Genomic DNA, 24,521 nt, shown 5'->3' with positions numbered 1-24,521 from the left:
TAATTTATACTTTGAGAAATAAGAGATAGTAAGTTTTTGCATGAAGAAATATCTTTAAAGTATATAAATTAATCATTATTTTTTTGGATAAAAAAGTAGGCACAGACTAACATTTATAAATATAACTAAAGTTTTAAAATTATTTCTAATTAAAAATTTTTTATTAATTATTATGATTCATTTTTTTTCTACAAATAAAATTCGTTCTCTTGGAAGTGTAGCCTTTCTTATTGGTCTCAATAATTATATTTTCTTGCATAACTTGGCATTATCTTTACCAGAGCCTGTCTTAGACCCTTTAGAAATACCTCTAGAAGATTCTTTAATTCCGCATATTATTCGTCCTTTAACAATTTTAGAAAAGACTCAATTAAGAGAAAATCTCAATCAGTTAAATCAGAAAGCGCAGAGAGAAATGCGTGCAGGTGATGTAGATCTCGCTTTTACGATTTGGTATAGAGAATTAAGACTAAGAAGAGTTTTAGGCAGAATTGAAGAACTCAATAGGTTGGGAGAGATAGGGAAAATTGCATGGGAATTAGCTAGGAAAGAAGACGTACAAGTTATTAGTAAACGTATTTCAAACTTGCATAAAATTTCTGAACAAGAAAATTCCGTGAGCTTAAATTTTTTAATAGCTTTAGCAGATGCATATTTTCAGCTTAACAGCTTAGACGATTCTATTACAATTTATAAAAAGATTTTAAAATATGCTCAAAAAAAGCAAATTACACTGATTGCAGAGAAGTCATTACAAGGGCTAGGAAAACTATATTTAGCTAAATTTGATTTTCCAAATGCTGCAAAAATTTATGAAAAATTATTATACAGAGCACAAATCAAAAAGAACGCTTATTTAGAACAGTTTTATTTACAAATCTTATCTAGCATTTATAATGCATCTCTACAAACTAATAACTCTGTAAACATTAAAGAAAAATTAGTAAAAAGCTATTTTTTAACTCAAAAAATACACTTTATCCCTTCACTTAAAGTTGATATAGGTCAAGATTATCAACTTTTAGACCAACCAGAAATAGCAAGTAAAAATTATCAAGAAGCTTATACTTTAGCTTGGAAGTTAAAGTTATTTAGAGTTGCAGAAGAAGCATTAACAAAACTATCATCTCTTTACGAAAATTATAAACAAGTTGATTATGCTTTACAAATTTATCAAAAGTTACTCCAAATTGAAAAAATATCTTATAACTATTATGGATTAATGAAAACATATGGCATAGTAGGAGAAATTTATATGGAGAAATTTCAATATGATCTTGCCTTATCTGCTTTTAAGGAAGGATTGATCTTAGCTCGTTCTCTAAATTATGATCAAGAATATTTTTTAATGAAAATTAAAACAATTAATCAAGAAATAAAAAAATAAATTATATTATTTTTATTGCATAGATATTTTCATTTTAAAACATTAGTATAGCCCGTCTTATTAGTAATAGTAAGTAAAGTATTGTTAATACATTATTCTATCTAATTTCTTTTGACTTGAAATTATAGTTGTGATAATTTGGTACAAATTTTGAAAAGTGAAATCTTTTAGTTTAATCTTTGTAAGAAGAAATATTAAAGTTATTAATTTAAGGCAACAAAGTTAAATCAGAAGCGTCGTATCAAATATTATATTAACAATAATATCTAATACGAATTTTGCTGTTCTTGATTAATGCCTGATTTATCAAAGATTTGTTATAAAAAAAAGAACTTGATAGATAGAAACAATAAGGCTATTAAAGCATTTCTCTATTAAATTAAGAAACTAAGTTTTCTTTTGAATAGTAGACTTAAAAATTAGATATTTTTCTGTTAAACAAAGTTTTAGAATATTAATTTTTAATTAAATAACATATCCTTAATATGACTCAAAGTTCAAAGAATAAAGGTTCTCAGTTTTCTAAAAATAATCCTTGGATCGAATTAATACAAACTATTGTCACTGCAGCTGTTCTCTCTTTAGGTATTCGAACATTTATTGCTGAAGCACGTTATATTCCTTCTTCTTCTATGAGGCCAACTTTAGAAGTTAATGATCGTTTAATTATTGAAAAGTTAAGTTATCTCTTTCGAGAACCAATTCGAGGAGATGTAATAGTTTTTAATCCAACAGAGTCACTTAAAGCAGAAAACTTTAAAGATGCATTTATTAAAAGAATTATAGGACTTCCTGGAGAAATAGTTGAAGTAAAAACAGGAAAAGTATATGTAAACGGAAAGAAAATATCTGAAGAATATATTTTTGAAGCTCCTGATTATAATTATGGACCTAGCAGAATACCAGAAGATGAATATCTTGTTCTTGGAGATAATAGAAATAATAGTTATGATTCCCATTATTGGGGCTTTGTACCTAAAAAAAAGATTATCGGTAAAGCCTTCGTTCGTTTTTGGCCTTTTGACAGATTAGGCTCTTTGTACAAACAGCCAGCTTACTTAAAATAATAATATTTAGTACAAATTTAATTTATGTCATAAGCCATTAAACTTTCTTGTTTCTTGAAAGCAGTCAATAATTCTCTAATTAATAAGAATTACATATAATAACAAATAATATTTTAAATATTTGATATTTATGACGGAGAGAGAGGGATTCGAACCCTCGTTGCCTTGCGACAAAATAGTTTTCGAGACTACCGCATTCAACCACTCTGCCACCTCTCCAAAATAATGAACGCATACTATTATAACAGAGGTTAAACTAAGTAATTGTTTGTCCAAAAAGTTGAAATTAATAGCATACGATAATTGCTAGATAATATTCAGAATATATTGAAATGTACTTCAAAGTTTAAATTGATAATTTTAATAAAATATTAGTTAACTATTAAATTCAAACAATCATAACTTTAAGATTACAAAAAACATTTAAATAATTTAAATTTGCTAAATGTCTAATTATCTTTGTTACATAAGTGTAATTTTTAGAATCATACTTGTATGAGTTATTATATATTTGAAAATATTCAGTCTTTCACCTGAATAGTATATATGAACAAAAATATTATTTACTAACTATAATTTTATCTCCCAAAATTATGACTATCAAGAACATAACATCAGATTTACAGTCATTGAATTTTTTTCCATATTTAGATAATGACGGATTGATAAACGAAAAATTACACAAAAAGATAGGAGTTTATGCAATTTTTAATAAAAACAAGCACATTCAGTTTATAGGCTATTCTCGCGATATTTATTTAAGCTTAAAACAACATTTAGTTCGTCAACCGAATAATTGTTATTGGCTTAAATTTGAAACAATAGATAATCCTAACCGTAGTATCCTAGAACAAATTAAGAAAGACTGGATCAGCCAGTATAAAAATTCTATTCTTGAGAGTTTAGAACATCAGGCATTGTGGACTCAACCTATTGATGCAAAAATACAAATGACAGAAGAAGATAAAAAAGACTATGCTAATGGTAATGAAATATCTCAAATAAAACTCTTAAAAACAATTGCTAGACAAGTACAAAACAATATTGAAAAATCACTTTCAGATCGTGGAAGTAATGTTGAAATCCGATTTAATCCTAAATTGAAAGAAAAAGGTTTATTGGATCTAAAGTAAATTTATAAATTCTACAATACTAATCATTATTCTAAAAAAACTTGTAGGTAAATTTATATAGATTAAAACTAGATAATATTATTTTTAATAAATGTTGTACATTAGTGTTGTTTAATCTTTTCTGTAATAAAGGAGTATTAACAATGACGTGGCGTGGATCAGTAAGTATACCAGATCGCATTTTTGGAATCATAGTTTATTGTTTTGCTATTTATGATACTTTATTTTTTGGAAGCTTTCTTTTACAACAGTTTCCTGCCTTTGGCTTTTTCTGCTTCCCTGCTTTACCAATAGAATTAAGCTATGGACTTATCGCATCTTTATTGGGACCTCTGGGTAGCTTTGCTAGCTTCGCAGTATTTATTATACTTTTTGCAGCAGTTGTCAGAAACGAAAAAATTAGTCATTTTATTCGTTACAACACAATGCAATCTATTCTCATATCAATTTCATTAGCTTTAGCAAGAATCGTAATGCAATATGTTTTAATACCTGCTTTAGGACACAGTGGATTGTTGATAGAAACTTTTTACAGTCTTATCTTTCTAGGCGGTCTTATTGCTTCTTATTATTCTATGTTCCAAAGTACATTAGGCCGATATGCAGAAATTCCTACTATTTCTGAAGCTGCATATTCCCGTATTCGTTAATTAACTTTAAATTGTTAGCTTAAGAAATCTTATTAAGCTTTTTAGGTCACTTTCCTAGTTATATTATCTATTTTTCTTAAAGCTTTAATTAATAAATCTTTAAGAAAATAAAGATATAACTAGGAAATAAATATCTAATAAATTTAAGTAGTTCCAAGATAGTTAATTATTTTTTTATATGTATGTCAAAATTTTAGTTAAAGTAATTTCTAGTATAAAAAATATAGACTTTTTATAGATGTTAGATTTAAATATTTTTTTTAAATATTAGTGCTTAAGACTATTCAACTAAGCTAAAAAAGCTTTAATTGAAGCTAATTGACTTTTAAGTAATTTTAAATTATTGGCATAAACATTAATAATCAGTTAAATTAGCTATATCTGATTTATCTTTTGCAAGATAGTTATATACAGTGGTAATGTATAGTATTGAAAGATTTCTATTAAAAGTAAAATTTTATTGCTCTATATTAGTTAGTTTTCAAAAATCCTTGCTTCTCAATCAGAAAATATGACCAAGTTAGAAGCCAGTATGCCCAAAAGGAGTTTAAAGTAATGAGCCAACACTATGAAATGATTTACATTTTACGACCTGATTTATCTGAGGAACAGGCAAATCAAGCTGTAACTAAATATCAAGATTTCTTAATCAAAAATAATGCTATAGATATTAAGGTAAATGTCTGGGGCAAACGCCGTCTTGCTTATCCTATTCAAAAAAAGCTTGATGGTATATATGTTCAATTTAATTATCAAGCAGATGGTACGCAGATTGAACCTTTAGAAAGAATAATGCGTTTAGAGGAAGACGTATTACGCTATCTTACGATTAAAGTAGAAGAAGACTTAATTGAACAAACTTCTGAGCTTGATAATAATGAGATCAACCCTGAGATAGTAAAAAAATCAGAAGAACTAGACAATAATAATCCTAAAACTTCTGAAGCAAAAACAGTAGAACCTATAGCTTCTGAAGATTAATCTATTACTTTTTACACTATTCTGAAATCATTTATACTTTATTGCTTTCAGGTAGTGTAATTTTTTATAAAGAAATATATTCTTAGAAACATAACAAAACCTTAATTTTTAATAAGGTGTTTTCATTATTAGTAATAGTAGCTAAGTATAAGTAACTTATTTTATTTTGAATCTGAAACGATTTTTGCTGTTATCAAATCTCTAATTCTTTCAGTTTTAGCATTTGTTATCATTAAGCCTGGATAAATACTTGTTTTTTGGAATGGATGGTGTAGTAGCTTACATTTTCCGAAAGATATATAGTGCATCATCAATGACTTATGAACAACTGCTACACTATCTAAAAAAATCTGATCAGAAGTTGAGTTGAGTGGTTTTCCATCTTGAGGATCTATAATTTCAACCAAGTATTGCTTCTTCTGTAAAGTTAATTGGATAGTTTTTCCTAGTCTTAAGAAATTTTCTTTTAATCTATTTTTTTCTCTCCTAACTCGCGCACAGTTATTATTCAAAGGTATTGTAGAATATAATAAAACTATTATTAATGAATGAGGAGATTTACCCCAACTAGCAAATAACTGAGAATAATTATTTAAAATATATCTTGTAGGTTCTAAAAGATATATTTCATAAATATCGTCAGTTTTTTCTTGATTTATTACTATAGAACGTAATGTTGACATTTTTTACAATAACTATTACTTGTAAATATTACTAATACCTTTTTACTTTTTGAAAGATTTCTAACAATAAATGAATAAAACAACAAAACTAATTTTAATATTATCAACTTTATAATTATTTATTTTTATTAGGAATATTTTGAATATTAACCCTAGGTAGTCGACGCTTAAAACCACAAAGAATTTCCCAGGAGATAGTCCCCAACTCTAAAGCCCAGTCATTTGCTGTAATTTCTTGCTCTCCATCCTTACCAATTAATGTTACTATATCCCCAACTTTTATATCTTTTACATGACTTACATCTAGTATTAATTGATCCATAGTAATAGCCCCAATCTGATGAGCCCTTTGGCCATGAATCAATACTTGAAGTCGATTGGATAAATTTCGAGGAACACCATCAGCATAGCCAATACTAACTATTGCAATTATCATGGAATGTTTACTAGTAAATTGGTTGCCATAACTAACTTTCGTGCCTTGAGAGATAGTTTTAATTTGAGTAATTTTTGCTTTAACCTGCAATATAGGCTTTAAGGAAACTTGAGAACGCAAATGAGGAGATGGATAGATTCCGTACAGAGCTAATCCTACTCTCACAAGATTATAGTGTAACTGAGGATAATTAATTGTAGCTGCAGAATTAGCAAAATGTAGGCAAAATTTATTCTGGTTTTTCAGATCAGAAACTACTGTTTCAAAACGCTGATGCTGTAATTCTATGCTTTCTTTATCCGGATCATCAGATGCAGAAAGATGAGAATAAATACCTGATAGCTTCAAATATGGCAACTTATGTACTAATTTAATTAATCTAGTTCCTTGATACCAAGGAGTTCCTAAGCGAGACATTCCTGTATCTAATTTAAGATGGACAGATAATTGTTTTTTATATTGAGATAAAGTTCTGGAAATCATAAAAGCTTGCTCTAAACAGCAGATTGTAGCTTCCAAATTCCAGTGTATGTTTGCCACTACTTCCTCAGGTGTATTTGTTACGCCTAATACTAGTATTGGTGAATTAACTCCTGCTTCACGCAATTCTATTCCTTCCATTAATGTGGCTACTGCCAAAGCATTTGCCCCAGCTTTAAGTACTGTCTTAGCAACAGTAACACCTCCGTGACCATAACCATCTGCTTTTACAACTGCCATTAATGCAGTTCCAGTAGATAGTAAATTTTTAATTTGAGTTACATTATAAGTTAAAGCATCAAGATCTATTTGCATCCATGCTCTCTGACAAGTAATTTTAGAAAAATAAGAACTGTAAATATCTGGAGTTACAATTTTCTGAGTCAATTCTTGATATGGCACTTTATTAACTACTCTCCATTTTTGTACATTTATTAATCAAAATAAATCATCAGTATATATATTTAATAAGTATAGTGAATATTATAAAAATATATAATTCTATATAAAACTACTCAATAAGTTAGTTTATCCAGCCTTGTTTACTTTTGTAAAAATAAGATAAACAACTTTTATCAAAAAATTACAGTTGCATACACAATCTATTGAATAACTTTTTTATTTAAGTAGATATTATGGTTGCACTTTATTAAAATCTACACTAAAGAATTTCTTTGATAACAACTTTAGGTTTAAGAAAGTCATCCTTGCCATCAGATACGTAACAACCTATTCCTAAAAATTCTTCTTCGTTCTTGACTCGGATAAATTTAGAAAATAACTCTAATTTTGGAATATTAATCAATATTTTTTGTCCTTGACACCAACACATACTTTCTTTTGAAGATAATTTCAAGGAAGGAAGTTCTTTTAATAAATATTCTGGTTTAATTAAAGTAAATTCATTGTATTTGAACTGTTTACTTATTCTTTCTAGAGTTGATGTATCTGGCAATATAATTCCACAACTTTTTGTTCTGACAAGCTTAGCTAAAGTCCCACCAATACCTAACTTTTCGCCCAAATCTCTAGCTAAGGATCTAATATAAGTTCCTGAGCCACATTGAATATTAATTGTTAATTCTGGAAACTCACCAGGATGCCAGTCTAGTATTTTGATAGTGTCGATTCTAACTGTTCTTGATGGAATATCTACCTTTTCCCCCTCTCTAGCAGAAAAATATAAACGTTTCCCATTCTTTTGAATGGCACTATACAAAGGTGGAATCTGTTCAATATTTCCTATAAAGTTGTTTAATAAACTTTTGACATCTTCTAAGGTGAGACCAATCCCAGATTTTACTCTAATAATTTCCCCTTCCAAGTCATCTGTTCGAGTTTTCAAGCCAAAAATTATGGTAGCTTTGTAAGCTTTATTTTTTGGTAAAAAAGGTATCAAGCGTGTTGCTTTACCTATAGCTATAGGTAGGACACCTGTAGCTGAAGGATCTAAAGTACCTCCATGACCTATTTTTTTAAACTTAAATAATTTTCTTAACCTACTAATACAGTCATGGGATGTTAACCCTGATGGTTTATTTAAACCGACAAATCCTAGCATAAGTTGTTCTTTGTAACAGCGTCATATTTAATTTAGAAGAAAAATAAGATCTAACTGAATTTTAAGACTACAACATAACGGTAATATAAATTTACTTATATGTGCTATTAAAATAATAGATATAAAATATTTAAAATATTATATGATATTTGTTTTAAATCACTTCTTAAATATTTTTTATCAAGATTCAATATTATGACTTCTTAATTAAAAGTTAAACTAATTTGTTATTTAGAGATACAATCATGTCAAATACTGAATAATGCAGATAAAATGCCCCAATCTTTTATACCTGTAATTCTTGCTGGTGGAAAAGGCGAACGATTTTGGCCTCTTTCTCGCCGTCAACGTCCTAAACAATTTTTATCTTTGGACGATAGTGGAGATAGTTTACTACAGTCTACAGCTAACCGCTTATTACCAATAGCTAAAAACTGGAATAACCTTTGGGTTGTTACTACTGATTCTATTGTTAAGGATGTTAAGAAACATCTACCATATATGATGGATTCTAATTTGCTAATTGAACCCGAAGGAAAAGATACTGCTCCTGCAGTAGCATGGGCAATATTAGAAATTGTTAAACGTTATGGAAGTGATGTAATTATAGGCTTTTTTCCTGCAGATCATTGGATAAAAAGTGAAGAAGATTTTTTAGTTACTTTAAATTCTGCTTTTCAATTAGCCTCTCCAGGAAATGCCATAATTACTTTGGGAGTTCAGCCAACATACCCTTCTACAGGTTATGGATATATTGAACAAGGAGAACCAATCAATTATGCTGGCAATCTTCCTGCATATCAGGTTAATCGTTTTGTGGAAAAACCTGATCAAGAAACCGCAGAGTTATTGATCGCAAATGGTAAATTCAGTTGGAATAGTGGGATACTTATCTTTCGTGCAGATATTATGTTGCAAGAATTAGAAAGATACACTCCTCAGCTATTAAATTTTCTTCGAAAGAAAGGTAAAGAAGCTTATAAAGATTTAGAAAAAATTAGTATCGATTATGCTCTAATGGAGAAAACTAAGTTTACCTATGTATTGAATGCTAATTTTGGTTGGGATGACTTGGGAGATTGGAACTCTTTAGAAAGATTAACTAATGAAGCAAAAGCTAACATCGAACATTGTAAACATATAGGCATCGATACAAAGGGTTCTATTATTTATGCAAGTGATAAGAATGAGCTTATCGCTACTATTGGCTTAAAAAATTTAGTTATTGTCCGTGATAACAATGTTACTCTTGTAGTTGATAAGAGCCGTACTCAAGACATTAAACAAATATTAAAAAATATAGCAAACTATCCTGAATTTAAAAAATTTCTGTAGATATTTCAATATTATTTTTTAGCAAACTAAATTAAGCGACATTTTGACCAAGTCAATATAGATTCTTCATACTTAATTTTCCATTTTTATAAAAAGTCATATAAATTTTTTATGTTTTCTTTGACTCAAACTAGTGCTCGTCAACGAGAGATTCTTGAAGTCTTACTTAGCAACGGCTGGGAATATATGAGAGGATTATTAACAGCTGGTAAAACAGAAAACCCTCAAATTCCCACCCCAGAGGTTTTGAGAAATATATTAATAGAACTAGGTCCTTTTTATGTGAAATTAGGACAGCTTTTAAGTACACGTCCTGATATTCTCTCTCCTAGTTATATTAAAGCTCTAACTGCTTTGCAGTCTAATGTTTCTTCAGTTCCTTGGAGCGAAATTGAAGCTCTTTTAAATGAGCAATTATCAAAACCTATAAAAGCTATATTTAGTAATATTGAGAAGAAACCCATTGCAGCTGGTTCTATTGGACAAATTCATCGTGGAATTCTTCTTAATGGAGAAGAAGTGGCTATTAAAGTTCAACGTCCGAATATTGACAAGATAGTACAACAAGATATCAATTTAATCAAAGGAATTGCCGAATTAGTCTCACTCACAGAATTTGGGAGAAATTATGATATCGTACAGCTTGCTGATGAATTTTGTGAAGCTATTAAATCTGAATTAGATTTTACAAAAGAAGCAAGCTATACAGATACTATTCGCAATAATTTATCTTCAAGCCTCTGGTTTGATGCTCATAATATACTAATACCCAGAGTATATTGGGAAATAACGACAGAAAAAATCTTAGTTTTAGAATGGTTATATGGAAAACCAATTTTAGAAGCTGATTTAAATATTCCTAAAGCTATTAAATCTGCTAAGGAAAAACGAAAAGAGATTACAACCTTACTGTTTAGGGCTTTCTTTCAACAAATTTATGTTGATGGATTCTTCCATGCAGATCCTCATCCTGGTAATTTATTTTATTTAAATGACGGTAGGATAGCTATTATTGATTGTGGAATGGTAGGTAAAATTGATCCACAAACACAAAAAATATTAATAGAATTATTATTAGCAATTTTTGATTTAGATGCTCAAGGATGTGCTCAATTAACATTTAAGCTATCAGAATCAGATAAAGTAGATAATCTGCTAAAGTTACAAAATGATTATAAAAAAATATTAAAGAAATACTATAATTTAAATCTTTCTCAATTTAATCTAAGCGAAGTTGTATATGAAATATTACAAATTGCACGCAAAAATAAATTAACAATTCCAGGAAATTTAGGATTATACGCAAAATGTTTAGGGAATCTAGAAGGTACAGCAAGACAGTTTAACCCATCTTTCAATCTTTTTGATGAAATAAACCCATTAATGACTAGTTTATTTTATCGTCAACTCGTGGGAGATAAACCTCTACAAACGGGACTAAGAACAATCCTAGATTTGAAATCTATTTCCTTGAAGACTCCTCGAAGAATAGAAACTTTATTAGATCGATTATCCTCAGAGACTTTTAACTGGAATATAAAATTAAGAGAATTAGAACCTTTGAGACGTAGTATTGATGCTTCAGCAAATAGACTTTCATTTAGTATAGTTTTAGGATCTTTAATAATGGGAGCCGCAATCATTTCTGTTGGTTCTTCAACTCAGCAATTATCTATAATAAGCAGTGTTTTATTTACTTCAGCAAGTATATTAGGAGTATGGCTAATTATTAGTATTCTACGTTCAGGAAGACTAAGATAAACATAAATAAATACTTTCTAATAATTAAAAAATTTAATGATTTACTATATTTAAATTCTTATTTTCAGTATAGATTTAATTTTAATTAGGGAGTAAAAGTAAAAGAAATCCGTAAATTATTGCATCATATTTATTTACTTGGATATGTGATAAGTAAAAAGTTGATAAATTTTTAAAAGAAAAAATTAACCTTTATAAAAAATCAAGTATGTTTCTTGAAATATAACGGGAACATATTAGAGTATCATGACGACAATCATAAAAGATCTTTTAGATACCATAATCTATAGTTCTTTATTCTAGATTGAAAAGAAATTTTAGAATATTGTATAAAAGTTCTAGAAGTTAAAAGAATTTTTCTTCGAATTTAGAAGATACTAAATAGCGTTTTGGTGTTTAATCACTTTTCCGTAAATACTTGCAAACTAGTGAGATATACAATGATTTTAGAAAGATTAAAACGTTGGTCTATGGCAGAATGTTTTGATGATGATTCCGATTACATGGAAGTTAATGAAAATTCTAATCTTGAGTTAAAAGAATCAAATAAAAAAAATATTTCCAGTGACAATGAAGTACATCCTTGGTTAAAATCAAAGGAATCTCGTATTGCCACTAAAAAGAATTTTAAAAATCATCAAGATAATGTTGTTGCAATGTCTAGAATCAGCAATATTGCAGAAGTGGTTGTAGTTGAGCCTAAATCATTTGATGAAATGCCTAAAGTTATAGAAGTTTTACGAGAACAGAAATCTGTTGTTCTTAATTTAAATTCAATGGAATCAGAAGAAGGACAAAGAGCTGTAGATTTTGTTGCTGGAGGAACGTACGCTATTGAAGGATATCAAGAGCGTATTGGTGAAAGTATTTTCTTGTTTACACCTAATTGTTTTAAAGTTAGTAATTTTGCTGATGATATAAATAATGAAGTAGAAGTTGCAAATGTTTTATCTTCTAGTTCTAACTCTTGATTGAATATTACTAATCTTCTAATTTAGTTGTTAATCTTTATTTTTTAAAAGTTAGTTTTCAACTGTTAAAATAACATGATTACATGTAATAAATAATATTTAATGTTTCAAGTAATTTATTCGTTAAATAAAAAACCATAACAACTCTAATAAGTATTAGTTTAAATTCTACAAAATAATAAGAATTCAAATACCAAGCCTGAATATAAATATATAATCAAGTCTATAGATTAAGTAAAGTATGTATTTTAATGTGTAAATAGTTTTAAATAATAATTAATTAACCACTTTCAAAAACGTAAATCTTCTCTTTTTTATTAATTTATATTTAAAACCGCAATTGAATTAATAATATTCTGGTTATTAATGTAATTTCTTAGACAATATAAAAAATCACTATACTTCAATAAAATATCAGTAAACTTATAAAAACCTACTGATATTATTGCTTAAGTTAGAATTTACTATTTAAAATGAAAGTTATAGTAATAATTCAGAAAGTCTCTTGAAATCTTATTGTAAGTAAAAGCTTTTATTTTACTTACAATATCTTTAGATCCTGTCTACTATATATTAAGATTGAAATATATCATCTTTGAATCATGCAAGTAGAATAAATTAAATTATCTTACTGGCACATAAAATTCAAAGCGACACTAATAGTTTGATTTATTTTTTAAAGTATTCAATAAATCTACTTTAATCTATTAAATATTTCTAATTCCATGTTTTTTAGAATTATGAATTATGGATCGTATAAATTAAAATCTCTATGAGTTTTTAAAATCTAATATCCTATTGCTGATATAGCCATAAAAGTTGTCCACTAGTTTTTAATTCAAATTCTATACGATCATTCATTAAAGTAAACTTTGATTTATTGTTATTTTTGGAAAATATACGATTCAGAAATGGTTTTGATTCTTCAATAGTAAAACATTTGGTCTTCTCTGGATCTAGTCCAACAAGCTCTGCAGCCCAGCACCGAGCATCTTCTTCACTTCCTAAACGATCTACCATTCCTAATTTTAAAGCTTGTTCCCCTGTGAAAATTCGACCATCAGCAAAACTTTTTGTCTTATCCATATCTAAATTACGTTCCTTAGATATAGTTGTTATAAATTGTTGATAACTAATATCAATCATCTCTTGAAGAATTTTTTCCTCTTCTGGACTTAGTTGTCTATCAAAAGACAAAATATCTTTATAAGGCCCAGATTTAACAACTTGAAAAGAAACTCCAATTTTATTCAATAATTCTTTAAAGTTATTACCTCTTAAAATAACTCCAATACTTCCAGTAATAGTTCCAGGATTAGCCATTATATATGGTGCCCCCATGCTTATATAAACTCCTCCGGAAGCTGAAATATTGCCAAAAGTTGCTACAATTTTTGTTTTTTTCTGCAATTTTTTAAGAGCTTCATAAATCTCTTGAGAATCGCCAACTGTGCCTCCTGGAGAATCAATACGTAATAACAAAGCAGGAAATTTTTTTTCTTTAACTGTTTCCAAAGCTTCCAATAAAAACTTACGAGTTTCAGAATTTATTACCCCTTTGATTTCAATGCGAGCAATCTGTTTAGTAGTTCTAGTTTTAAATGGCCAAATCATTTAGTTAATAATAAAGTAATCAAGATTAGAAAATTGTAGCAAAAACTGATACATAAAATTATTTAAAAAGTATTTTTTCATGCCAGTTTATGAATTGTTTGGTCAATAACGAATATTTTGTGCATAAGATTATTAAATTTAACTGGAGTTAACGATTGAATTCCATCTGACAGAGCTTTTGCCGGATTGGGATGTACCTCAATCATTAAGGAATCTGTACCTGCTGCTACTGCTGCAGTAGCCATTGCAGGTACATAGTCTGCCTTTCCAGTTCCATGACTAGGATCAACCATTATTGGTAAATGAGTTAATGAGCGTAAAACTGGTATTACGGACAAATCTAAAGTATTACGAGTATATTTAGTATCAAATGTTCTAATGCCTCTTTCGCAAAGAATGACATTTGGATTTCCAGCTGCCAAGATATATTCAGCAGCCATTAGCCATTCATTAATAGTAGCTGCTATTCCCCGTTTTAGAAGAATAGGCTTATCTTGAGAGCCAACCTTTCTAAGTAAAGAAAAATTTTGCATATTTCGAGCTCCTATTTGAATAATATCAGCGACCTCTTTAATCTTATCTAAATCACCAGCATCCATCACTTCTGTTATGATACCTAAACCAGTTTCTTGTTTAGCAATAGATAGTAACTCTAAAGCACTTTCTCCATAACCTTGAAAAGCATATGGAGAAGTACGAGGTTTGTAAGCACCACCTCTCAAAAATTTAGCCCCTGATGCTTTAATTTGTTTTGCAGTTTCAACAATCATAGTCTTATTCTCAACTGAGCAAGGACCTGCCACGACTACTGTCGGATGATTTTTACCAATTGGAACGATTCCATTAGGAGTGCTTACAATAATTTCACTATATTCGCCACCTAAATATTCCAGACTTGCGCGCTTAAATGGATATTCTATTAACAAAACACTTTCAATCCATAGGTTAAGTTCTTGAGCTATCAAAGGATAAAAAGAAAAGCTCTCTTTTATTAATCCAAATAATAGTTTTATATTTACTAATGATCTTTTTGAGATTTAATCTCCAATTTTAAATTTCCTGTATTAACACTTTCAATCTCATCAATTGGAGAGTTTTTTATATAACTATGATCATTAAAGACCGCCTTTAAAATCAATTTCTAAATATTTTTTAAAATTTTATCAATACTTTGCCATTAATTTTAAAGGTTAATTTTATTTTCTATTATTAGAAGTTTGTAATTACGTAAATAATTTTAAGATAACATGACTCTGTATCTTCAAAGAAAGATTAAGTAATTCAAAAATATTTAGAAATTTTTGAATTTAAGCATAAGATCAGTATGTAGATATCAATATATCAGTTTTATCTATACAAATATTAAAGAATATACTGTACAAATTTTCTTTAGATCGTAAATCTATTAACCTTACTATTTTTAGTTTTATGTTAGAAAAGTAATTTTGCATGATTCTGTTAGAAGAATTCTAATAAAAAACTATATTTACATATTTACTATTTTAATCTGAGTTCGCATAATTCAAAACTATAAATTTAAATATAAGTTTAACTTATGTTTAAACTGTTTAAATTATTCTTTTAGCATAGTAGTTTATTTGTATCTTCCATATTTAGTTTTTTTTCCTTAGGATCTAGATCCTGACACTATAGATAATGCTTTTTGTAGCATTAAAAGTGGAGACAAAAGCGTGGGACATGAACAAGAATGGTTGAACAGTTGCGTTGATAGGCAATTGATTGAATTAAATGTAAAAACTTTAAAAGGAACCTCTTCGTCAGAATATTTACTATATTCTGATGAACTTACCAGAAGAAATAACGGTAGGCTTAGCAACTCTATCTTAAAGCGTTATGAACATGTAGAAGAAGGGGGATGGTGGTGTTCTGGTATTGATGTTATGACAGGATCAAGCGATCTTTGGGGATGCTTTAAACCAGATAAGCCACGCTTTAATCATGATAAAAATAGAATAATTAGATATGAACATCCTCCAAAAACACCAACAGGTATTTTTGCTTTAAGAGTACCACTACATTTATGGCGAAGAATAGCTGAAAGATATAACATCGAATTTAGATTAGAAATGGTTGATAAATCTCAATCAGACTTTGGCTTTTGGCAATGGGTAATTGACAATAAGTCTATTCCACTTTGCATAACAGAAGGGGCAAAAAAAGCAGGTGCGTTACTAACTACAGGCTATGTAGCTGTTGCCCTTCCTGGTATTAATAATGGTTATCGGACGCCAAAAGATGAGATTGGTAATCGTATTGGAAAATCTTACTTAATTCCTCAATTACATAAACTAGTTGCAAGAGGAAGAAATATTTATATAGTCTTTGATCAAGATAACAAACCTAATACTGTAAAGGCGGTTAATAAAGCAATTAAAAAATTAGGATTTTTAATGAATTCTTTAAAATGCCAGGTTAAAGTAATTACCTGGGATTTGAAATATGGAAAAGGAGTAGATGATTTTTTATTAAATTCTGGTAATGATTCTTTTAATGAGTGTTACAACAAGGCTCTTCCTATTGAAACTTGGAAAGCAAAGGAACTAAACCATTTAACTCTTGATTCCAATCTAGAAATTAATACTCCTTACATTCCTAACTTATCTATACCGGAAACGGAAAAACTAGTTGCTATAAAATCTGGTATTGGTACCGGAAAAACTAAATTCTTATCTAAAATTGTTCAGAAAGCAATTGCAAAAAAACAAAAAATTTTAGTCATTGGGCATCGTATCAAATTAGTTCAACAGCTTTGTCAACGCTTTGGACTATCATATATTACGGAATACCAAGATAATTCAAAAAGACATTATGGATATGGTCTTTGTATTGATTCTCTGCACGAGAAATCACAGGCAAATTTTAATCCAAATGATTGGCAAGATGCATTAATTATTATTGATGAGGTTGAACAAGTACTTTGGCATGGTCTTAATTCTGATACTTGTTCTAATAATCGAGTCTCCATTCTAAGATGCTTAAAGAGTTTAATGCAGTCAGTTATGAATGGGAAAGGTAGGCTATTCGTTGCAGACGCAGATTTAAGCAATATTTCAGTAGAGTATCTAATTACTTTATCTGGATATCCTATAAAACCTTACATAGTTAGAAATAACTGGATACCTAAATCTTCAAGTACATGGAAAGCTTACAACTATATAGAAAATACTCCTAAGAAGTTTTTAAAAGATTTAGTAGAACATATTCAAAAAGGCGGCAAACCTTATATTTGTCTATCAGCTCAGAAATTAACTAGCAAATGGGGCACACAAACTTTAGAATTATATCTACAACAACAATTTCCTGAAGCCAAAATTCTTCGTATCGATTCTGAGTCTCTAATAGATCCAAATCATAGTGCTTATAAATGTATTGATCATTTAGATTCAATATTAACCAAATATGATGTTGTTATTACTAGTCCTGTTCTTGAGACAGGAATTAGTATTGATGTAAAAGGACATTTCAGCTCTGTTTGGTGTCTAGCTCAAGGTATTCAAAATCCTACATCTGTTATTCAATCACTAGGAAGGGTAAGAGAAAATATCCCTCGCTATCTCTGGTTAGCATCCTATGGTTTTAATAGGGTGGGTAATGGCTCAGTTTCAATTCCAGGATTGTTAACTTCAGGTCATCGTCTAACGAACTTAAATATCAGATTTTTACAACAATCTGATTTAGAGTCTTTAGAAGATTTAGATATAGGTTTTCAAGGAGAATCTTTACTATCTTGGGGGAAGATGGCAGTACGTATGAATGCCAAAATGATTACGTATAGAGAAACAATTATTAGCTTTATTCAACAAGCTAACCATAAGGTTGAATTTTCTAACGAGAATAAAAACTCTCGAACTAAAAAATATCAAAATAATAAATTATATTTTTCTTTAGAAAAGAATAGTTTAATAGAGACTATTGAAGAAATTAGAGAAAATAATTATAGGTTAGAATCTGAAAACATTAGTCAAGCTGAAGATTTAACTCAGGAAGAATATAAAACTTTAAAGAGATCGTTGGTTAAGACTGCTACAGAACGAAGAAAATTAAGAAAATATAATTTGAAGTTACTTTACTCCATACCTGTTACGCCAGAGTTGGTAATGTTAGATAATAATGGGTGGTATCAAAAATTAAGGATTCACTACTTTTTAACAAAAGGTCGTATTCACTTGGCGGAAAGAGATTCTAAGATTGCGCAAAAAATGATAGGACAAGGAGAAGGAAGTATATTCTTGCCTGATTTTAACAGTTCTCAATTAGGAGCAACTATAGGAATATTGGAAGTCTTAGGCATTCATACTTTATTGAATGACATAAATAGAAAAATAATTAATATTGATCCTGATTTAGTAAAAATGTCTCATTTGGCAATAAGTAATAAACGAGATATTAAATCTATAATGAAAGTTGGTATTGCTAATAATGCTAGCCCAATTACAATCATAAGAAAATTACTAGATAAAATAGGTTTCAGCCTTAATAGTTGCGGAAGCCAAAAAATTGGTAAAAAAAGATTTCGTATTTATCAAGTAGTTCCTCCTAATGATAATAGAGAAGCAGTTTTTGAAAAATGGCTTTTGAAAGACCAAAAACTTTCTGGCAATTCTGAATGGTGGTTTGAAGAATGTTATTTGTTTAAACAACAACATGAAGTAAAAGAACAGTCATTTAATCATATTCAATTAAGTTTGAACTTTACGTAAATTTGGAGAATATGTAGTTTATCTTTATAAAATTAATTTATGCTCAATTAGTTATTTTTTACAAAAATCTGTACAATATAATCTATAAGCAATAAATGATTAACTTTAACAGCACTATTGAAAATTATTCAGTGGTTAAACAGTGATTGAAAATACAAAAAAATATCTAAATCAGGAACTTGCAAAAACTATTGCAATGGCGGCTAAGGATAGAAAAGCAAGCAATATTCTTATTTTAGAAGTTACAGAAATATGTTATTTAGCTGACTATTTTGTCATAGCAACTGGTTTTTCAAAAACTCAATTAAAAGCTATAGCTCAAACAATTCAAGAAAAAGTTTATCAAGAATACGATAAAGCTCCTAGACACTCAGAAGGTAAAAAAGACAGTAATTGGATTTTACAGGATTTTGGAGATGTAATTGCCCATATTTTTTTACCTGAGGAAAGAGAGTTCTATAATCTAGAAGCTTTTTGGAATAATGCCAAACGATTAGAATTTTCACCATTGGGAACCATTGAGCCATGAAAAGACAGTTTGTTAAAGTTTGTCCTGTTCCATCCGAACAGCAACCTATTAATGAATATGAAGAATTAAAAACATCTTGGTTTTTCTGTCTAGCAACTTCTGGAAGTCGTTTATTTTTGCGTAACATTATTATCATATGGAGTATTGGATGGCTTCTTTCTAGTCCCTTAGCTGCAGCCAGCTTTCCTCCTGATCAATCTTTATTGCCATTTATTGTATCCAGTGACATAGGGGCGGGAGTACTCTTAGTTTTATTTTTACTACAATTAATTTCAGGCTGGTATCATATTAAAGGGCGTCTTAAAAAGAAAACAATTTTCTATGAAGAATCAGGATGGTATGATGGACAGACCTGGATAAAGCCTCCAGAAATGATTATACGTGATCATTTAATAATGTCTCATCAAGTTAATCCTATAGTAAATAGGCTAACTAATACAATTAGTATATTAACCTTTGTTATGTTCAGCCATATTATAGTATGGATTTATTTTTAAACAATTTAAAAAATAGTTATTTAGGAATTTTGCTTGTTAAAATATCATACCTTTACGATAAAAAACGTTAACAAAAGCCCCTAAAGATATCATTTTATATAAGTTTCTAAGATCAATTTATGTAAAATATTAATAATTCTTGGTCAATTATTTCAAATACTTTAAAAGAGATACCATAATCTCTACTTCATAAATTTAATTTCTCATGACTAGAGCAAAAAGATACTCAGCACCTAAGATAGAAATCAATTTGCTTCGAGAAGGAATAGTTGAATCTACTCACTCTGCAGAAGCTACTGTTTGTGATGATCGTGGACGTACTTTGTTAGTTGCTGGTAATGCAGAAACCACAGCTTTTGTTCGTTCTGCACTTCAACCATTTCAAGCTCTAGCAGTAATGGGGACAGGTACATTGGAACGATACCAATTAAACGATAAAGATTTAGCTATTATTTGCAGTTCTCACCAGGGACGAATTGATCAAGTAAGACAAGTATTTAATATATTATGGCAAACAGATATTGATCCTAGTTCTTTACAATGTCCAGTACCTAAAGAATATAACAGCCCCTTATATCATAACTGTTCAGGAAAACATGCAGCGATGCTAGCTGTTTGCAAACAAAGAAATTGGCCACTTAATACTTATTTAAAACGAACATCTTCCATACAGCAATTAATATTAAAAAAAATAGGAGAACTACTAAAAATACCAGGAGAAGAATTAATTGGTGCTCATGATGACTGTGGAGTTCCTACTTATTCCATGAAACTATCACAAATGGCTCATTTATATGCTCAACTAGCTTCAGGTAATCATCTTGATTTAGAGAGGGTTCTCAGAGCTATGACATATTACCCTGACATAATAGCCGGATCTGGAAGTTTTGATACAGAATTAATGCATCTAACAAAAGGACAATTAGTTAGTAAAACTGGTGCAGAGGGTATTCAATGTGTTGGGCAAGTAGGCCAAGGAATGGGTCTGGCTATTAAAGTAATTGACGGATCTAAAAGAGCTAAACATACAGTTGCTATTCATTTATTACGGCAAATGGGATGGATTAGTCCAGCTGTAGCTGAGATATTATCGGAAACATTTACTATTTTAACTAAACATAAACGTTTAGAAGTTATCGGAGAATTAACTATGGTTTGATAAAAAATTGCTATTTGACCAACGTTATGTTATTATAAGTAATGCACAGCGGGATAGAGCAGTCTGGTAGCTCGTCGGGCTCATAACCCGAAGGTCGGTGGTTCAAATCCGCCTCCCGCCATAGATAGAATACTAAATAAATACTCTTTCCTTTAAACGGATCACTCATAAATAAATTACTGAGTTTAAAGTTTTTCTAATTAACTACAAAACAAAGAATTAAAATATATCCTGATATATATCTATAATTTAATATTTTGTATATTAATTCTGGGATTATAATCTCTACTGTTAAAAATTTTTTTGTAATATTCTTTTTCCATATTATTAATTTTCTGGGGAGTATCAATTTTTATTCTTATTAATTGATCTCCTCTCTTGTTTTGAGGATTAATCCAGCCCTTACCTCTAAGTCTTAAGAGTGTACCATTTTGAATACCAGCAGGAATTTTTACCGCAACCATACCATCTGGCGTTGGTACATCTATAGTTGTACCTAAAACAGCCTCATCAAAAGTAATAGGTATTTCACAAGCAAGACTATCTGATTCAAAACTAAAGAAAGAATGAGGAGTTAGTTGAATATTAAGATAAAAATTTTCGTCGTATTCACGATGAAGATTTTTCGTATTTTTTCTTTTAATCTTAATACGACTACCATCTTTAGCGCCTGAAGGAATACGAACACTAATAATTTTATTGCCTAAATTCAGTCGTTTCTGTGTGCCATGAAAACCTTCTGAATAAGTGAGATATAGTGTTGTTTCTTGCTCAGATGAAGTGGATTGGTAGTCAATATTCTCTGAAGATTGTGTTTTATTATAATGAACTTTAGTTTTAGAATTTTGATTACTTGAAGAATAATCAAATAAATCGCTGATAAATTCTTCAAAATTTTTATATTTACTTAAATCAAAATTATTTGTACTAGTGTATTTTTTATTATTGTTAGTATTATTTTGGTTATTAGTATAGCTTTTGTAAGATTGTTTTAATTTGTCATTTTCTTTTCGTTTATCAGGATCGGATAAGACTTCATAAGCTTCACTAACTTTTTTAAAATATTCTTCTGCTTTTTTATCATCAGGATTTCTGTCAGGATGATATTTCACAGCAAGTTTTCGAAAAGCTTTTTTAATTTCATTCTCATCTGCATTTTCACTGATGCCGAGAATTGTGTAATAGTTTTTATAATTCATTTATTCTTAAAGTGTTATTATGCATTTCGTTTTAATAGTAAAACTTAATAGTTGTTAAATGATAATTCCTTCACTAATTGATATTTAATTAATTGAAAAATATTATTGATAATTCTAAAGCATATGTATTGTTATATATTTTTGATGACTATGATAATTACTTAAGAAATAGAATTATATCTTTATAAAAAAAAATTTTCTAAATACAATTTAAAAACCTTTTATAATTTCTGAAACCTTTATAAGCCTATTTTACCGAGGAAAAGATATGATAAAAACTTAAGATCCTGTACTTAAACATATAAAACTTTCAATATTTCTTTTTATAGAAGTGCTATTGATAGTAAAATCATATCTTTATTATTCAAAAATATAGTAGTAGAATTTGTGCGGTAACTTAATTTTTCGCGAAAGATTAGATGTATTAATTTTCTAACCCTTTAAAAAAGTTACTTATTTTAAATTTCTCTTTCTAATTTTTCAAGTTCTTCAGGAGTCATCTCTTCAATGTATTTTTGAAGGACAGCATCTTCATAATTTTTTAGTTGTTGATTATAAGTCATTTTTTTATTAGCTACCCTAAATAAATAAGTTGATGTCCAACCTATTAAACCAAGTACCAGCAGCAGTTGACTCCATATTCCAGCAGATAAATTGTCAAGACCAATTAACCTGAAAGCAAGGTAGATAACACCGCCTCCAATAAAAGCACACAAGGTAATTACAATTACATCAATTCGTTTCATAATAATTTAAAACTATATGTATTTTTAAACCTATATATTTAATTGGCGACGCTTGGGGCGAAAATTTAAAAAGGGGCTTAGGAGAAGTACGCCTGGAAAGAAGAAAAACATTAAAGAATACATGAAAGTTCTTTCGATAGAGCTTGCTACATACCAGCGACTCTTAAGATATATATAAATTAAACCTGGGACTATTAACAAATATGAAACACTTATAACCAAGTAAGTTAACGCTGCTAAAAGCGTATCCCAAGAAAACACAGTAAAAATATCTGCAATGTTCATAATAATTAAATTTATGATTACCTCATCTTCCATATTAAATGTTTTGTTTCAAATAATAAAGCCTTAAGTTTAAATATTTTTTGCTATGCACTAGATTCTTTGTAAAAACATGTAGTTCTTGATCATATATAAGAAAATTTTATTAAAATAACTTTTTATCCTAAGTTAAATACAAAATAATTATTTTATTAACTATTAATAGTTGAAATTTGTGAACATTGGAAACGATCCATCCATTTCTTCAAGTAAATTCGATTTTCCTTTTGTTCTTCAACATTTGTTGTATTTAGAGGGTATGGTGCCAAGCCTTTGATAACAGCCGTTGTTACACAAAACATAGATTTTTGAAAACTTTTACAAATTTGTACCAACAGATCATCCTCTTGGCGAATTGTTTGGGAGTAAATATTATATAAATAATCAGGAATATAGTGATTGAGATCTTTCATTAATAAAGTTGGAGGAACCCCTGCTCCACCTATCGGGAGAGGATCAGCATATAATATTCCATATGTAAAAGAGAATTTTTCCGAAGGAATTTGATGTGATTGTGCATTATAAGAAATAAGCCCTGGAAATGGTGTGCCCCGAAAAAAAATAGACTCTGCATAAGGAACGACAACATCATTAAATAAACTTAGACAAGCTACTTTCGGTATGATGTTGAATTTTTGCTCTTTTTCCTTAACTTCATAACAAATAGGTTCATCTACCTTTTTCTTTAAGCTATCTAAAATATATTCAACAATGCTAGGAATAGATTTAATTTTATGATTATCATAACTATCAGAAAGACATAAAAAAATATGAGACATCTCTTTCCAGAATTGACCTAAACATTTGTAATAAGCCATCATTCTCATTTGTTCTATTAAAAATTCAGGAAAAACTTTATGAAGAACTTGAACTAATAAATTATATTTAAATTTAGTTGAAATTAAAGAATTTACATTTTCTATAAATTCTTCGCTATCTAGATAAACATCTAAATCCCCTCCACCATGCCACATCATCGTCCTGACGCAGTATTCCGCATACTCATAATTAATGCGTTGGTGCTTTAAGTGTTTAACTATTTTTTTAATAGATATTTCTCCATTAAAATATTTGAAGAGTGGAAAAAAATTTAGAAACTGATAACTTGCGATATAGTCCAGGTTCTGAGAATATGATTCTAAGACGATTCCATAGCTTTTTAATATACCGACAACTTCAACGACATTTAATGGCGAGTCATCAAGAAGTGTATCGTTGTTTTCTAAGCGACAAATATATTCTGCCAAAGGATGATAAGAATAATCTATATTTTCATTAACCATTTTGTAG

Annotated in this window: 20 protein-coding genes, 2 tRNA genes and 1 pseudogene; 13 read left to right on the top strand and 10 right to left on the bottom strand. The window is 29.0% G+C overall.

Annotation, left to right across the window (positions count from 1 at the left end; translation table 11 throughout):
- The first annotated feature begins 172 nt into the window (after window positions 1-172).
- Both UCYN_RS05335 and lepB read left to right on the top strand, forming a co-directional pair.
- Complete coding sequence (locus UCYN_RS05335; RefSeq protein WP_012954491.1) at window positions 173-1,387, top strand: tetratricopeptide repeat protein; 1,215 nt, start codon at window positions 173-175, stop codon at window positions 1,385-1,387.
- 485 nt (window positions 1,388-1,872) lie between these two features.
- Window positions 1,873-2,454 carry a signal peptidase I gene (gene lepB / locus UCYN_RS05330; RefSeq protein ID WP_012954490.1) on the top strand — a complete coding sequence of 194 codons (582 nt, stop codon included), beginning with the start codon at window positions 1,873-1,875 and terminating at the stop codon, window positions 2,452-2,454.
- 134 nt (window positions 2,455-2,588) lie between these two features.
- Here lepB and UCYN_RS05325 read toward each other — a convergent pair.
- Window positions 2,589-2,673, bottom strand: a tRNA-Ser gene (locus tag UCYN_RS05325).
- 374 nt (window positions 2,674-3,047) lie between these two features.
- Here UCYN_RS05325 and UCYN_RS05320 point away from each other — a divergent pair.
- From UCYN_RS05320 to rpsF, 3 genes are all read left to right on the top strand, one after another.
- A complete protein-coding gene (locus UCYN_RS05320; protein ID WP_012954489.1) occupies window positions 3,048-3,587 on the top strand; it encodes a GIY-YIG nuclease family protein in 540 nt (179 codons plus the stop codon).
- Between the two features lie 143 nt (window positions 3,588-3,730).
- On the top strand, window positions 3,731-4,237 hold the full coding sequence (locus tag UCYN_RS05315) for a Tic20 family protein (protein ID WP_012954488.1): 507 nt from the start codon (window positions 3,731-3,733) through the stop codon (window positions 4,235-4,237).
- 555 nt (window positions 4,238-4,792) lie between these two features.
- Window positions 4,793-5,218, top strand: a complete 426-nt coding sequence (gene rpsF, locus UCYN_RS05310; protein ID WP_012954487.1) for a 30S ribosomal protein S6 — start codon at window positions 4,793-4,795, stop codon at window positions 5,216-5,218.
- 161 nt (window positions 5,219-5,379) lie between these two features.
- On the opposite strand, the gene UCYN_RS05305 is transcribed toward rpsF, so the two are convergent.
- The 3 genes from UCYN_RS05305 to truB all read right to left on the bottom strand — a co-directional run bounded on the left by UCYN_RS05305 (window position 5,380) and on the right by truB (window position 8,378).
- Window positions 5,380-5,901: a methylmalonic aciduria and homocystinuria type D protein gene (locus tag UCYN_RS05305; protein ID WP_012954486.1), complete on the bottom strand. Its 522-nt coding sequence runs from the start codon at window positions 5,899-5,901 to the stop codon at window positions 5,380-5,382.
- Between the two features lie 115 nt (window positions 5,902-6,016).
- On the bottom strand, window positions 6,017-7,219 hold the full coding sequence (gene alr, locus UCYN_RS05300; protein ID WP_012954485.1) for an alanine racemase: 1,203 nt from the start codon (window positions 7,217-7,219) through the stop codon (window positions 6,017-6,019).
- A gap of 259 nt (window positions 7,220-7,478) precedes the next feature.
- Entirely contained in the window at window positions 7,479-8,378 is a 900-nt protein-coding gene (gene truB / locus UCYN_RS05295) for a tRNA pseudouridine(55) synthase TruB (RefSeq protein ID WP_012954484.1), read from the bottom strand.
- 273 nt (window positions 8,379-8,651) lie between these two features.
- Here truB and UCYN_RS05290 point away from each other — a divergent pair, with 273 nt between their 5' ends.
- From UCYN_RS05290 to UCYN_RS05280, 3 genes are all read left to right on the top strand, one after another.
- Window positions 8,652-9,713, top strand: a complete 1,062-nt coding sequence (locus tag UCYN_RS05290; protein WP_012954483.1) for a mannose-1-phosphate guanylyltransferase — start codon at window positions 8,652-8,654, stop codon at window positions 9,711-9,713.
- Window positions 9,714-9,824: 111 nt separating this feature from the next.
- Window positions 9,825-11,474 (top strand): ABC1 kinase family protein, encoded by a 1,650-nt coding sequence (locus UCYN_RS05285; protein ID WP_012954482.1) that lies wholly within the window; start codon window positions 9,825-9,827, stop codon window positions 11,472-11,474.
- Window positions 11,475-11,914: 440 nt separating this feature from the next.
- Window positions 11,915-12,445: a cell division protein SepF gene (locus UCYN_RS05280; protein WP_012954481.1), complete on the top strand. Its 531-nt coding sequence runs from the start codon at window positions 11,915-11,917 to the stop codon at window positions 12,443-12,445.
- A 795-nt stretch (window positions 12,446-13,240) separates the two neighbouring features.
- Here the strand turns inward: UCYN_RS05280 and sppA are convergent.
- Complete coding sequence (gene sppA / locus UCYN_RS05275; RefSeq protein WP_012954480.1) at window positions 13,241-14,059, bottom strand: signal peptide peptidase SppA; 819 nt, start codon at window positions 14,057-14,059, stop codon at window positions 13,241-13,243.
- Window positions 14,060-14,136: 77 nt separating this feature from the next.
- Window positions 14,137-15,106: pseudogene (aroF, locus tag UCYN_RS05270) on the bottom strand (3-deoxy-7-phosphoheptulonate synthase); the annotation flags it as partial.
- Window positions 15,107-15,750: 644 nt separating this feature from the next.
- Between aroF and UCYN_RS05265 the strand changes: the two are divergent.
- The 5 genes from UCYN_RS05265 (at window position 15,751) to UCYN_RS05245 (ending at window position 21,086) form a co-directional block, all read left to right on the top strand.
- Window positions 15,751-18,780: a plasmid replication protein, CyRepA1 family gene (locus UCYN_RS05265; RefSeq protein ID WP_012954477.1), complete on the top strand. Its 3,030-nt coding sequence runs from the start codon at window positions 15,751-15,753 to the stop codon at window positions 18,778-18,780.
- A gap of 142 nt (window positions 18,781-18,922) precedes the next feature.
- Window positions 18,923-19,309, top strand: coding sequence for a ribosome silencing factor (gene rsfS / locus UCYN_RS05260; RefSeq protein ID WP_012954476.1), 387 nt, complete (start codon window positions 18,923-18,925; stop codon window positions 19,307-19,309).
- Complete coding sequence (locus tag UCYN_RS05255) at window positions 19,306-19,806, top strand: CGLD27 family protein (RefSeq protein WP_012954475.1); 501 nt, start codon at window positions 19,306-19,308, stop codon at window positions 19,804-19,806. The genes rsfS and UCYN_RS05255 overlap by 4 nt, the downstream gene beginning before the upstream one ends.
- Window positions 19,807-20,011: 205 nt before the next feature.
- Window positions 20,012-20,965 (top strand): asparaginase, encoded by a 954-nt coding sequence (locus UCYN_RS05250; protein ID WP_012954474.1) that lies wholly within the window; start codon window positions 20,012-20,014, stop codon window positions 20,963-20,965.
- 47 nt (window positions 20,966-21,012) lie between these two features.
- Window positions 21,013-21,086, top strand: a tRNA-Met gene (locus UCYN_RS05245).
- 121 nt (window positions 21,087-21,207) lie between these two features.
- On the opposite strand, the gene UCYN_RS05240 is transcribed toward UCYN_RS05245, so the two are convergent.
- The 4 genes from UCYN_RS05240 to UCYN_RS05230 form a co-directional block, all read right to left on the bottom strand.
- On the bottom strand, window positions 21,208-22,164 hold the full coding sequence (locus UCYN_RS05240; RefSeq protein ID WP_012954473.1) for a DnaJ C-terminal domain-containing protein: 957 nt from the start codon (window positions 22,162-22,164) through the stop codon (window positions 21,208-21,210).
- Between the two features lie 458 nt (window positions 22,165-22,622).
- Window positions 22,623-22,910, bottom strand: coding sequence for a DUF3007 family protein (locus UCYN_RS05235; protein ID WP_012954472.1), 288 nt, complete (start codon window positions 22,908-22,910; stop codon window positions 22,623-22,625).
- 30 nt (window positions 22,911-22,940) lie between these two features.
- Window positions 22,941-23,195 (bottom strand): NAD(P)H-quinone oxidoreductase subunit L, encoded by a 255-nt coding sequence (gene ndhL / locus UCYN_RS06150; RefSeq protein ID WP_071813735.1) that lies wholly within the window; start codon window positions 23,193-23,195, stop codon window positions 22,941-22,943.
- A gap of 188 nt (window positions 23,196-23,383) precedes the next feature.
- Window positions 23,384-24,514: a CO2 hydration protein gene (locus tag UCYN_RS05230; RefSeq protein ID WP_012954470.1), complete on the bottom strand. Its 1,131-nt coding sequence runs from the start codon at window positions 24,512-24,514 to the stop codon at window positions 23,384-23,386.
- Between the last annotated feature and the right edge of the window lie 7 nt (window positions 24,515-24,521).

The organism is Candidatus Atelocyanobacterium thalassa isolate ALOHA, from assembly GCF_000025125.1.
In the GTDB taxonomy this organism is placed as follows: domain Bacteria; phylum Cyanobacteriota; class Cyanobacteriia; order Cyanobacteriales; family Microcystaceae; genus Atelocyanobacterium; species Atelocyanobacterium thalassae.
Note: the sequence above shows the minus strand (reverse complement) of the source record. Positions and strands in the feature narration are given on the sequence as shown.